Origin of the sequence: Flavisolibacter nicotianae (genome assembly GCF_003628535.1) — a bacterium.
Lineage (GTDB): Bacteria > Bacteroidota > Bacteroidia > Chitinophagales > Chitinophagaceae > Flavisolibacter > Flavisolibacter nicotianae.
Genome location: NZ_RBCI01000004.1, coordinates 536,912 through 549,345, shown reverse-complemented (window position 1 = coordinate 549,345; position 12,434 = coordinate 536,912). Strand labels below are relative to the sequence as shown.

Below are 12,434 nucleotides of genomic sequence, written 5' to 3'. Positions count from 1 at the left end.
TTGTTGGTTAGTGATTGTTTTCTTCCGTGTTCATGTGTTCCGGGTTTGGCTGCCCGTTTGCCGGCACTTCTTCCCAGAATCCCATTTTTCCAAATTTCGTGATGCGGTTGGTAACGCGTTCTTCCTGCGGGATGTTCGCCAGCTCCGCCAGCACATTAAGCAGGTGGGCTTTCAGGATCTGCGCCGATTCGTCGTAGTCCCAGTGCGCACCGCCGGCCGGTTCGGGAATGATGTCATCCACGAGGCCAAAGCTTTTCATGTGATCGGCCGTGAGACGAAGCTGTTCGGCTGCCACTTCTTTTTTATCCCAGCTCCGCCACAGGATCGACGAGCAGCTCTCGGGGGAAATCACCGTGTACCAGGTGTTTTCCATCATGTACACGCGGTCTCCCACGCCAATCCCCAGGGCTCCACCAGAAGCGCCTTCGCCGATGATGACGCAGATGACCGGCACCTTCAGGCGGATCATTTCAAAAATATTGCGGGCAATGGCTTCTCCCTGGCCGCGTTCTTCGGCTTCCAGGCCCGGGTAGGCGCCGGGAGTATCAATCAGGGTAACAATGGGTTTGTTGAATTTTTCAGCCAGCTTCATGAGGCGGAGAGCTTTTCGGTAGCCTTCGGGGTTGGCCATGCCGAAATTGCGCATCTGGCGGGTTTTGGTGTTGATCCCTTTTTGCTGCCCGATGAACATCACCGTGTGGCCGTCGAGGGATGCAAATCCGCCCACCATGGCTTTGTCGTCTTTCACATTCCGGTCGCCGTAAAGCTCCACGAAGTTGGTGGTCATTTTTTCGATGTACTTCAGCGTATAAGGCCGGTCGGGGTGGCGGCTCAATTGCACTTTTTGCCAGGAGGTGAGGTTTTTTGTCAGCTCCCTGCGGCGTTCCAGGATCTGAGTTTCCAGCCTGGCAATCATGTCCGAATAATCGATTTTTTTGCTTTCGGAGGCGTGCTTTAGTTTTTCAATTTCATCAATGAGGTCTTTGATGGGCTTTTCAAAATCCAGGAATTGTCTGTTTGCGTTTGCCGGCATAGATGATTTTAAAAGTGGCGGTAAAAGTAAGCAGAATGCACGAATGAAGTGTGCACGAAAAATCGCCGGCCATTACGCACATCCCTACGCGGTAATCTTCACTTCTTTTGGTTGCGGTGCCCGGCTGCGGATCTGCCGGCGAAACAACCAGAGTTGTTTGACCTTTTCCACCGGCAAAACAAGCTGCGGTGCCACGTCTTCGTTGTCGGAGATCAGCACCCATTCTGTTTCCGATTTTCGGTAAAGACGTTTGATCAGCAACTGATCGGCGGTCAGGATCACATACACGGAAAAGTTTTTAATGTCGTTCCAGTCTTCGTGCGGAACCATGGTGGCCAGCACGATGTCGCCACTGCCGAAGGTAGGCTCCATGCTGTCGCCATCCACTTCAAAATAACGCCATACGGCGCCGATCGGGTTGACGCCGGGAAGAAGGGAGTATTGCTCCAGTGTGTCGATGTAATCAACCTCCTCGAACCCTTTCACGTAGCCTGCCTGCGCCTTAATGCCTACAAGCGGAACCCAAAAAGGCGTGCTGGTATTTTTCTCTTCCAAAAGCTGCTTTTGAAAGGGAAGGGTGCTGCGCTTTTTTTCGCTGGTTTGTGAACTTTTACCCAAAATATTCACATCGCCGGAATAAAAGCCATAAGGATGTTCCTGCAGGAAGGTTTGCAGCCTCGCCGCTGTTCGTTTCGAAACCTTCATTTTCCCTTTTTCCATTTTATTCACGACCTCCCTTGTAATGGCTAGCCGCTTGGCCAAGTCGGTCTGGCTAAGTCCATATAATTCTCTGATTTCTAATAGATTGTAAGAGTCAAACATGGCGTTAAGTATTTGTGAATAAAAATGTGAATTACGTGTGCAAAATGTGAATTATTCGTACCTTAGTCTTCACAAATTTAACCAGAAACTTCACAATTTCAAACAATGAAAAATACAGCACGGGATTTCCGGTTTTCATTTCCGCTCAAACACAAAGTCGTCCGGAACTTAACGATCGTTACAGAGCATGTCGGTGACCTGCAGGTGGAAGGTGTGGGTTACTTCAATCCTTCCGCTTCGCGACTCGACATCTTCGACCGCTACTCGGTCGACATCGATGCCGTGACCTGGGCTGGGAAAGATATCAAGCCGGTGCTGGAAGTGACCGGCGGGATGGACGAGATCATCGAAGCCTCGATCCGCTTCTTTGCCCACGAATTTGAAAATGGCATGGGCCGGGCGGCGTAGTGCGGCGTGGTATCAGCTATCGGCAATCGGCAGTGGTCAAAGGCAAATTTCTAAAAGCTGATAGTAGACGGCTGTCTGCAACAACATTAAGTACGATTAAAACGAAATAAAAATGCAATTACGGAAAGCAACACGAAAAAAAGCAAAAATCAGGTTAGGGCTGTCGGCCGTTTCGGGTGGCGGTAAAACCTACAGCGCCATTCAGATTGCGAAAGGCCTGACAGGCGACTTGAGCAAGGTGGCTGTTATCGACACCGAAAACGGCAGTGCCGATTTGTATGCCCACCTGGGCGACTACAATGTGCTGCCGCTGACGGCGCCCTTCACACCAGAGCGATACATTGAAGCCATTCGTTCCTGTGAAAAAGCCGGGATGGAAGTGATCGTTGTGGACAGCATTTCGCACGAATGGGACGGGAAAGGCGGTTGCCTGGAGATCGTTGAGCAACTGGGCGGCAAGTACCAGGACTGGGCGAAAGTGACGCCGCGTCACCAGGCCTTCCTCGATGCAATCATCCATAGCTCGGCGCACATCATTACTACCGTCCGTCGCAAGCAGGATTACGAAATGACAAAAGACAATAATGGAAAGGTAAAAGTGGAGAAGGGCGGCCTGAAGGAAATCACCCGCGAAGGATTTGAATACGAACTGACCATCAACCTTGAAATGGATACCAATCACAATGCAACAGCGTCGAAAGACAGGACAGGGCTGTTTATGAACAAGCCTGCCTTTGTGCCGTCGGAAAAAACCGGCGAGACGATAGCGCAATGGTGCGAGCAGGGCGAAGAGCAGTTTGACGTCATCAAGCCGGGTAGCGACTGGTACCAGAAAGTGGACAACTGTGTTACCCACAAAGAATTGGTGGAGTTGTACCACAAGAACAAAACAGAGATCGACGCCAATCCGCTGTTGCAGCAATTAATTGCTAACCGTAGAAATCAGATCAATGGCAAAACACTTAGTGCAGCCTGATACATTACCGGCCATCCGTGAAGGATTGAGCAAACGGCAGATTGCCGAACTGGCCGACAACTCGGTGGAAGTCCTCCTGGAAGATGGCAATGTTTTCCAGGTCGCCGAAGCCCTGGCGTCGATGGAGGAATTTGTAAAAGCCGTGCGGAAAGACGAACGCTATATCAACTTTCTGCGGGACGAACTGGCCAAACACCACGGGCGGCTGGTGACAACCTCGGGGGCAAAGATCGAATTGTGCGAAGCCGGCGTTTCGTACGATTATTCCGGCAACGGCGAATGGCGGGAGTTGGAGGCAGCACGTTTTGAAATCGAAAGGCAAAAAAAAGCCCTGGAAGAAAAGCTGCGTCTCCTTTCACCCGGCCGCGTGGCCGTTGATCCTGAAACAGGAGAGATGCTGGAAGGACCGCTGAAATCATCTAAATCAACGTATCGAATAACACTTGCAAAATGACAAAGACAATTTACCAGGAATGTGTCGATATCGTAAAAGACCTGGTCGGTCACGACTACCTGTATTTCGAATCAGCGGTGGAAGTAAAAATCACGCCGCATACCCCGCCATTCAGTGCCTGGGCTGCCTGTGTTAGCCCGTCCGATGAAATCTACGTGATGGACGGCGACGAGCAGTGGCATGCTGTTGCGCTGAGCGACATGAATGCAGTTCTGGTGGTCGGCAGCCTGTACCAGCGTCTGAAGCTCATGCGAATTAATTATGCAAAAGCCTCGTAAGGTCGAAAGGCGTGCAGTCGGGACGAACGAATTCGTTATCACGGAAAAGTTCATTCGTGCCTGGGTATGCTTGAAACTGGCTTTGCCCTGCATTACGGTTACTAAAAAAAGGAGAAAATCATGAAGAGCACACATACTATCCTTCCCATCGAAGGAAAAGAACCGGAACTGAGGCCCATTCCCGGCAAACGCTATGTCCGTTCGCTGGAATACGAGGTAATCGCCAACCTTGCCATGAAGCAGTTTGTAGAAGGCGACGAGGTCCTTTATGAAGGCTTACTTTCCATGCCGCTGGCGGAAAGAATACCGGGCCTGATCAACGAATACGGGTTAAAGCGGGCACACCGGCTGATCAAGATGATCCTGCAGGAATTTTGTTACAGCATTCCGTTGCCGAAAAGTGCCAAATTAACGGAGACGCGGATTGCTGCCTGCGCCTGCGATCTCATCCTCGCCGCTTACGAAGACCAGTTGGGTCTCGAAGACCTGATCGTCTTTTTTGAGCGGGCAAAACAAGGAAAATACGGGCGGTTTAAAAGTGTATTGACACATGCAGCCGTCATGCAGAAATTGGAGCAGTACCGCACCGATCGTTCGGCAGCCTACCAAAAGCTGCGGATGGAACAGGAGGCGGCGTATAAAAAGATGAACGACATCCCGCGAATTGGAGAAGTCAAGTCAATTGGCGAAATCATCCAGCGGGGCGAAGTGATCAATATGACAACACGGCAAAGTGGATAGGAAATAGAGAAGGGGAGCGGATTTCGCTCCTTTTTTGTTTTGGCCATTCCGTTATTCGACAGATGCGAAACCGCAACCGTACATCGTCATAGATTCCTGTTCAATTTTGTTTTACATTTAGTTTCTCATCCAATCCGGGTAAAAACCTTTCTTCCATTCGACCCGCAGTTCTTTGCGATCTTCTTTTCCTTGTTTTTTCGTTTTCAGCCAAAGTGATCCTTCCATTTCATCAAACCATAAAATCATGTTATGAGAAAGAAAATCAAAGGCAGTGTCGAAGACCTATTGGCCGTTTACAAGGCCGCAGCAGCCAGTAATGACGGCGAACGTTGCCTCATCTCACCCAGCCCGGAAGTCAGGGAAATGCTGAAAAGAGACTTGGCCCGGATGCGGAATCTTGCGTCCGACAACGTCTTGTCGAATCTTCTGACCTCGAAGCAGGAAACCCGGGTGGGCTTCAACGATGGGCTTATTATGCCGGGCAATGTTTTTCCATTGGGTACATCTGCAATGGCTGTGCGCACGCATGCATCGCGCCGGTCGCCGTTACGCGGCGCCATTCGGGTAGCCGTGGTATTGGTGGATTTTCCCGATAAAAAAATAACGCAGACCAAAAAGCACTACGAAGAGCTGTTCTTTTCCGACAAGTCCGGCAGTGTTCGCGATTATTACAAGGAGGTAACGGGGAAAGCCGTTTCCATCGAAGGGCAGGTGATTGGACCAATTACATTGCCCCGCAAATTGCGTGAGTATGCGAATGGGGCCAGCGGCACCGGGTCTGCCCAGCCCAATGCGCGGACCATGGCAGAAGATGCAGCCAAAATTGCCGTAACGAAAATGGATTTTTCCAAATACGACAACGACGGCAATGGCTACGTGGATGCCTTTGTGGTCATCCACGCCGGGCGGGGTGCAGAAGAAACAGCTAGCAAGTGGGACATCTGGAGTCACAAATGGCTGCTGCCAAAAGTTTTCAATGCCGGTACGGTCAATATTTATGCATACCTCACGGTGCCGGAAGACTGCAAACTGGGTGTGTGTGCACACGAACTGGGGCACCTGCTTTTTGGCTTCCCCGACCTGTACGATACGGATTATTCGAGTGAAGGTGTGGGCGACTGGTGCCTAATGGGTGGTGGTAGCTGGAACGGCAACGGCAATACCCCGGCACATCCATGCGCCTGGTGCAAAGCGCAGCAGGGCTGGGCGATGGTGATCAACCAGGTAAAGAATGAAGACAAGGTAAAAATCGACCCGGTTCAAAAAAGTAAAACCGTTTACCGCTTGTGGAAAGGGGGGATTTTAAGCAATGAATATTTCCTGGTCGAAAACCGGGAGCAAAAAAATTACGACAAATTCATCCCCGGCGGTGGCCTTTTGATCTGGCACATCGATGACAGCATCGATGGCAACAGCAACGAGCTGCATTACCGTGTTGCGCTGATGCAGGCCGATGGAAACAAAGACCTCGAAAGCGGCAACAACCGCGGCGACGACGGCGACTGTTACCCGGGAGTGGCAAGGAACAAATCTTTTACCAAATCATCAGTGCCCAATTCGCTTTCGTATGGCAATGTGGAGACAGGTGTGCAGGTAAACAACATCCGGAAAAGCGGTGCAACGGTTCACGCTGATTTGTATGTATCGGCACAGAAAGCAAAAGCCGCAAAAGCGGTAAAGGCGGCGCAGACAAAGTCGGCCGCAAAAAAGAAAAGGCTCGCAAAATAAACCTGAACATGGTTTCTATCGTTCCCAACCAATTCCGGATCGAGGGCATCGTCAAAGCCAAAGAGAAGGACAAACAATTGGATAATTTTTTCCGTTTGCTGGTAAAGCTGGAGAATGTCGAACAGCTCGAGGGACCCGGCGGCTTTCTCGATTCCTCTCTGAAAGAGATCGTGATCAATGTTGTGGACACCGTTGCAAAAACGCTGAGGGAAGGAATGCGCATTCGTTGCAAAATCAGGAAAGCACCGGGCCGTTTTTTTATTTTACCAAACAGCATTCAAACGGAAGAAATGACAGAATAAGGCCGTGTGAAATGGCCTTGTTTACTGAGCTTCATTGCCGTGCAGGAAAAAAAAATTTTGAAAAAGGCATTTTTGTTTTGGCAGAAAAGAAAAGACTCCTATTTTTGCCACCCCAACGGAAAAAGGATCGGTAGTTCAGTTGGTTAGAATGCCGCCCTGTCACGGCGGAGGTCGCGGGTTCGAGTCCCGTCCGGTCCGCAAGAAAAGCGATAACGAAAGTTGTCGCTTTCTTTTTTTATCCCATCCTTTTCCGCCGCAACCGGGTGAGTGCACTGGTTTGATATGACACATTTGCTGTATCTTTTCTCCTTCGCGAAAAGCTATGGTTTGCCGTTTTTATCAGCCCCACCCTTTGTTACAGGAGATCGTGAGCAACATCATGATCTATAGCCACCAATACGATCGTGATACAGATTTGCCTGTCAATCTTTTTCCCGCAATCCCGGAACATAGCCTTTATTTTTATCCCCGTGATCCCCTGGTCGTTCATTTTCCTGAACAGGGCACAACATTCACCTGCCAGCCAAGTATTCTTGTCGGTCCGCAGGTGGAAAGAGTGAATCTTTCACTCGGCTACAATCACCTCGTCATAAGGGTTGGTTTTCATCCGGGCGGGCTGCACCGGCTTTTGCACCTGCCATTGCACGAAATGGTCGATTACACCATACCCTCACAGGATTTTCTGGGCGGCGGTGTGCGGGATGTGAATGAGCAGTTGGGTCTTGCAACAGACTTCACCGAGATGAAGCAGATTGTTGAAAGCTTTCTGCTTCGCTACCTTCCCAAAACAAAACCGGAATTGCATTTCGACAAAGCGATGCAGGCATTGATGCGGGCCGGCAGCAACCTGTCCCTCGACTACCTGGCAAACCAATCCTGTCTAAGCTTCCGGCAATTTGAGCGCAAATGCAAAGAGCGCATTGGCCTTTCTCCCAAACTGTTTTCGCGGATTATCCGATTTTCAAAAGCCTACCGGATGCGGGAAGCCAATCCTGCAATTAGCTGGACGTCCATTGCGCATGCAGCGGGTTACTTCGATCAAATGCATTTCATCCGCGATTTCAAAGTATTTGCCGGTGTAACTCCCTCCGTTGTCGACAAGGAACTGGCGAAAACACCATCCCGCCTGCAGGCCGATCTGCGTTTATAAATGTCGCGTTTGTACTATTTCGAGCCCAACGCGGTAACGAGCTTTGGCTTCTTAATGCAAACAGTATGACCAAAGCGTATCAAATCCTTTTACTGGTTTTTTGTGGAGCGCTTGCACACCATGTACAGGCACAAGCTCCCGATTTCATTTTTACCCATGGGAAGATTTTTACGGCGGACCCCACGCAGCCCTATGCGGAAGCGGTGGCGATCAAAGGCGACAGGATTCTGGCCGTCGGAACAACGGCCTCGATTGAAAAATTGGCCAACCAAAAAACAATCCGGATGGATCTGGGTGGACGAACCGTTATCCCCGGCATCAACGATGCGCATGATCATATTGGGTTTGGTACGCCGGTTGGGCGGTTTATCGCATTTACAGAACCCATGCTTTCCGGCCCTACACTGGCCCAGGTGCTCGATTCGCTGGCTGTGGTTGTCAAACAACTGCCGAAAGGCAGCCTCATTCAGGGTAACCTTGGTCTTCGGCTGCTGGAAGATACAGCAGCCCGCAGGACGGCTTTGGATGCCGTGTCGCCGGATCACCCGGTTATTCTTACTGCACCCTGGGGACATGGCACCATCATCAACACCAAAGCCATGCAGATGCTTGGCCTGCCGGATACAGCAGAAGACCCCGTGGGTGGCTATTATGAGCGCATAGGAAACTCGCGTCGTATTTCCGGTCTTTTGCGTGAATACGCAGAATTTGGCGTCTTGCGCAAATGGTTCGCTTCCGTTCCCGACAGCGTATTTGTCGCAGGGTTTCGACGCTACAGCGAGAATGCCGTTCGTTGGGGAATCACCAGTGTGCAGGACATGGCAACGGCATTGGAACTCGATAAAACAGTCCGGGTGATCAGGGCGGCGCAACTACCCATCCGGATCCGGGTCATTCGTTTTCCGGGCAGCAACCCGGCCGGCCGCGAATTGTCCCAGTGGAGCATGCAATATCCGCCAACCACTCATTTGCGGGTTGATGGCATGAAATGGGTGCTCGATGCGACACCGCTTGAACGAGGTGCCCTGATGCGTGCCAGTTACAGCGACAGGACAGGGTGGAAGGGAGCGCTCAATTTCCCACCCGATACCCTTCGCAAGCTGCTTGCAGAAGCGCTCCGCAGCAAGGAGCAATTGCTGCTGCACATCGTGGGAGACTCAACACCCAATTTGGTTCTTGCCGAAATGAGAAAGGCAGCCAGTATGCAAACCTGGAACGGAAAACGGGTTCGATTTGAACATGCCGACGGTATGCTGCAAGACCAATGGGAAACGGTCAGGCAGATGGGGATCGTCGCCGTTGTAAACCCGGCGCATTTTACGTTTGCAGAGGTCAATCATGCACGGATCGGCGAGGAGAGAAGCCGGCACTACCAGCCGTTGCGGTCGCTGATCGAAGCGGGCATACCTGTCGCCATCGGCTCAGATGGTCCCAACAATCCGTTTTTGAACATCATGTTTGCCGCACTGCATCCAACCAACCCGCACGAAGCCATTACCCGGGAGCAGGCTGTCATCGCTTATACCAGGGGATCGGCTTATGCGGAATCCAGCGAAACGGAAAAAGGTATGCTCAGGGCGGGTATGCTGGCAGATCTGGCTGTGCTTTCGCAAGACATTTTTACCGGCCCCCTGCAGGATTTGCCAAAGACAGTCAGCGTACTCACGATGGTAGGCGGTCAAGTGGTGCATGATGCGGGTGCAGTGACGAAAAACTAAGAATGCGATGCATACAAAGGCATTTGCCCCGCCGCAAAAAGAAATTTTCACCTGTCAAAAGGTGCTGTGCGAACGGCGAAGAGCCATCATTATCGTAAGGGAGGGTAGAAGGGTACACGCATCCAATCAAAATACCTGACCGTAGATTCAAGCAAGCGTGTCGATACTTGAATACGCTGGTTGAAAACTGGCCCCGGCAAAACAGAAGGGGTATTTACTTTGTTACAAACAGCGTTCAGGTAAGCATATCAATTGATGTAATTGGACTCATCGCGGAATCGGCTGCATTTACTTCACGTAGCGATAATTCTTACGGCCGTTTTGAATCTCTATTTTTCGGACGTTTCGTAGTGGAATTGATTTTTGTACGGATAAAAGAATCCGTGACGGGCTTCCGCTTATAGTGTCCCGGTCATACCGCAACCGGTCGAAATACAAAATGGTTTTGCGGCTGGCACTGTCAGTAAACCGGATTTCCAGTGCCGGACTGTTGACCAGAAACACTGGTGTTCCTTTCTGATCGACGGCAAAAACAGAATCAATCGCATAGGTTTGATAGCGCACCCGCTCACCAAGCGGGCCCTGTGTTGTAACTGTTCGCATGGGTTGCAAACGGGCGGCCTCCATTTGGTCGCGAAAAACGGAAACAGGAATGGAATAGGTTTGGCAAGACGAAAGCGCAACGACTGCGATCGTAAGCGCTGCAAGAAAAAGAGTAGTCTTCATCGGTAAGCGAAAATTAGTGCCGGCAGGAAAATGGTTTGCCGGCGAAGCATTGTTCCGAAAAAATCTTGTGAATGCTAAGTTTTAGTTGTGCAGGCGTTTGATCCAGTCTGCACAAAGCGTCGTCCAGCTTTCTGCCAGGCCTTTGCCAATACCAAGTCCAAATCCATGTCCGCCACTGGGGAAAACGTGCAGTGCACCAGGAACGCCTTTGTCTTTCATTGCCTGGAAAAAAAGCAGGCTGTTTTCAACCGGCACGGCATTGTCGTCCATCGCATGGATCAAAAACGTGGGTGGAGTTTCCTTGGTCACCTGCAATTCATTTGAATACAGCGTAGCCAGGCTAGCATTGGGGTGTTCGCCAATTAAGTTGTTGCGGGAGCCTGCATGCATGATGGGTTTGCTCATCGAAATGACCGGGTAAACAAGAACGCCGAAATCGGGCCGCGAGCTCCACCGTTCGACTGAATCCGGTGCATCGCGATTGCCCTCGTCGAAATGGGTCAGCAGTGTAGACGCGAGGTGTCCGCCTGCCGAAAAACCCATTACCCCGATCTTTCCCGCCTGGATATTCCACTGCATGGCGTTGGCTCTCACCAGGCGCATGGCCCGCTTGGCATCCAGCAGTGGGGAGAGGTGCGGCGTAAGGTTACTTTTGGAAAGCGGCAAACGGTATTTCAGTACGATCCCTGCAATGCCTTTCGTGTTAAGCCATTTGGCCACTTCCACACCTTCCCAGTCGTACGCTAAGCCGGCATAGCCGCCACCAGGGCAAATCACGACCGCTTCACCGGTGGCATTTCGTTTGGGTGGCAGAAAAACCGCAATATCCGGTGTTTGTACCTGTGTCACCCACAGGATGTCGGTGCTTTCGTGCTTTTCCGTTTCATTGCTTTTCTGCCAATTGGGAATTTTCCCGGCCGGGTACAGGGGGAGTGTCAGGGTTTGGGCAAACATCATTTTCGAAAAAATAAACAGGATGAAGAAAAGAGACGACTTTCTCATGCGGTGTATTTTGGAGATGGAAAATAGCGGAAAATCACGAGGAACGAACGCTACCGGCAGAAAGGGAAGAAGGAAGCTGAATATTCCTGTCATGTTACTGCCTGCCTGCCTGCAGCGGATGAATCAATATTTTGAGGAAAAAAAGACAAACGCTAACTTGGAGTTCCTACCAGTTGAAAGCCAGCCTGTCTGCATCCGGGAACTGCATTCGTACACCTCCATAAAACAATCGGCTATGGTCATCACAACAGCGTTTGACATACCTCACCGGCTGCAAAAACGCTGACAACCGGCAAAGAGCAATGTATACGGCGATGACTAAACGAATTATTCCGGCCTGTCCGTGTCACCACCTAAAACTTGACATATGCCTTTGACACTTCCGGCAACAGGGAAACCGCGTTTGTCGACAAAAGAAATCGAAGATTTTTTGGAGCCGTATGGAATTGACAGGGACAAATTCCCTCTGCTGGTAATGGGCTTCAGGGGATATTACAAAGACACCATGGGGGCTCCCGGCGTAAACGACCGTGGCATTTACGACGATGCCATTGTCATACACTCACCATCGGCAACAGCCACCTTCAATGGCAATACCGATCCGTCCGCGTATAAAAAAGGAACGGGTTTCGGCGCAGCCAAGGGCATGGCTTCGCTAAAGGCCGGTCCGTGGTTTGTACACAAATTCGACCTTCACCACGGCAAATACCTGGCGCTTTGCCAACGTCTCGGAGCCGTCACGGTCATTCGCGACGGCGACCCGCCGTATACGGATACCGGTTATTTCGGAATCAACATCCACCGCGGGGGGTATAACGGTACGTCGAGCCTCGGTTGCCAAACCATCCACCCCGAACAATGGGATAGTTTTATTCACCTGTCGGTCGACCAGGCCAAGCGCTACCTCGGCACCAAATGGAACAAGGTCTGCATCCCCTATGTTCTCATCGACGAAAGTTGACCTATGGCTCATGGAAAAAAATCGTTGAAGAACCATTCCAAAAAAGCTGGCTCTTGCAGGGCCGGCTTTTCATTTTGCGGTCACGACAGGAAGGAGGAGTTTGCAGGCAATTGGTTGCATCGAACCTAACGGAAC

15 protein-coding genes and 1 tRNA gene are annotated in these 12,434 nt (G+C 50.9%); 12 read left to right on the top strand and 4 right to left on the bottom strand.

Features of this window, described 5'->3' with window-relative positions; translation table 11 throughout:
* Positions 1-7: 7 nt before the first annotated feature.
* Positions 8-1,033 (bottom strand): acetyl-CoA carboxylase carboxyltransferase subunit alpha, encoded by a 1,026-nt coding sequence (locus D6024_RS14070; RefSeq protein ID WP_121355253.1) that lies wholly within the window; start codon positions 1,031-1,033, stop codon positions 8-10.
* A gap of 84 nt (positions 1,034-1,117) precedes the next feature.
* The gene (locus tag D6024_RS14065; protein ID WP_121355252.1) at positions 1,118-1,855 is read right to left on the bottom strand and encodes a LexA family transcriptional regulator; all 738 of its coding nucleotides are present in this window, start codon (positions 1,853-1,855) and stop codon (positions 1,118-1,120) included.
* A 105-nt stretch (positions 1,856-1,960) separates the two neighbouring features.
* Here D6024_RS14065 and D6024_RS14060 point away from each other — a divergent pair, with 105 nt between their 5' ends.
* From D6024_RS14060 to D6024_RS14015, 10 genes are all read left to right on the top strand, one after another.
* A complete protein-coding gene (locus D6024_RS14060) occupies positions 1,961-2,263 on the top strand; it encodes a hypothetical protein (RefSeq protein ID WP_121355251.1) in 303 nt (100 codons plus the stop codon).
* 112 nt (positions 2,264-2,375) lie between these two features.
* Complete coding sequence (locus D6024_RS14055; protein ID WP_121355250.1) at positions 2,376-3,239, top strand: AAA family ATPase; 864 nt, start codon at positions 2,376-2,378, stop codon at positions 3,237-3,239.
* Positions 3,214-3,693, top strand: a complete 480-nt coding sequence (locus D6024_RS14050; RefSeq protein ID WP_162944767.1) for a hypothetical protein — start codon at positions 3,214-3,216, stop codon at positions 3,691-3,693. Before D6024_RS14055 ends, D6024_RS14050 begins: the two co-directional genes overlap by 26 nt.
* Entirely contained in the window at positions 3,690-3,971 is a 282-nt protein-coding gene (locus tag D6024_RS14045; RefSeq protein ID WP_121355248.1) for a hypothetical protein, read from the top strand. The genes D6024_RS14050 and D6024_RS14045 overlap by 4 nt, the downstream gene beginning before the upstream one ends.
* Positions 3,972-4,091: 120 nt before the next feature.
* Positions 4,092-4,712 carry a hypothetical protein gene (locus D6024_RS14040; protein ID WP_121355247.1) on the top strand — a complete coding sequence of 207 codons (621 nt, stop codon included), beginning with the start codon at positions 4,092-4,094 and terminating at the stop codon, positions 4,710-4,712.
* Between the two features lie 249 nt (positions 4,713-4,961).
* Positions 4,962-6,440: a M6 family metalloprotease domain-containing protein gene (locus D6024_RS14035; RefSeq protein ID WP_121355246.1), complete on the top strand. Its 1,479-nt coding sequence runs from the start codon at positions 4,962-4,964 to the stop codon at positions 6,438-6,440.
* Positions 6,441-6,448: 8 nt separating this feature from the next.
* Positions 6,449-6,742 carry a hypothetical protein gene (locus D6024_RS14030; RefSeq protein ID WP_121355245.1) on the top strand — a complete coding sequence of 98 codons (294 nt, stop codon included), beginning with the start codon at positions 6,449-6,451 and terminating at the stop codon, positions 6,740-6,742.
* A gap of 124 nt (positions 6,743-6,866) precedes the next feature.
* A tRNA-Asp gene (locus tag D6024_RS14025) sits at positions 6,867-6,940 on the top strand.
* Between the two features lie 154 nt (positions 6,941-7,094).
* Positions 7,095-7,892 (top strand): helix-turn-helix domain-containing protein, encoded by a 798-nt coding sequence (locus D6024_RS14020; protein WP_162944766.1) that lies wholly within the window; start codon positions 7,095-7,097, stop codon positions 7,890-7,892.
* Between the two features lie 65 nt (positions 7,893-7,957).
* The gene (locus D6024_RS14015; protein WP_121355243.1) at positions 7,958-9,610 is read left to right on the top strand and encodes an amidohydrolase; all 1,653 of its coding nucleotides are present in this window, start codon (positions 7,958-7,960) and stop codon (positions 9,608-9,610) included.
* A gap of 288 nt (positions 9,611-9,898) precedes the next feature.
* Here the strand turns inward: D6024_RS14015 and D6024_RS14010 are convergent, their stop codons facing one another.
* Complete coding sequence (locus tag D6024_RS14010; protein WP_121355242.1) at positions 9,899-10,336, bottom strand: hypothetical protein; 438 nt, start codon at positions 10,334-10,336, stop codon at positions 9,899-9,901.
* Between the two features lie 81 nt (positions 10,337-10,417).
* Entirely contained in the window at positions 10,418-11,338 is a 921-nt protein-coding gene (locus D6024_RS14005) for an alpha/beta hydrolase (RefSeq protein WP_121355241.1), read from the bottom strand.
* On the opposite strand from D6024_RS14005, the gene D6024_RS14000 reads away from it, so the two are divergent.
* Complete coding sequence (locus D6024_RS14000) at positions 11,313-11,624, top strand: hypothetical protein (protein WP_121355240.1); 312 nt, start codon at positions 11,313-11,315, stop codon at positions 11,622-11,624. The genes D6024_RS14005 and D6024_RS14000 overlap by 26 nt on opposite strands.
* An 81-nt stretch (positions 11,625-11,705) precedes the next feature.
* The gene (locus D6024_RS13995; RefSeq protein ID WP_121355239.1) at positions 11,706-12,299 is read left to right on the top strand and encodes a hypothetical protein; all 594 of its coding nucleotides are present in this window, start codon (positions 11,706-11,708) and stop codon (positions 12,297-12,299) included.
* Positions 12,300-12,434: the final 135 nt, after the last annotated feature.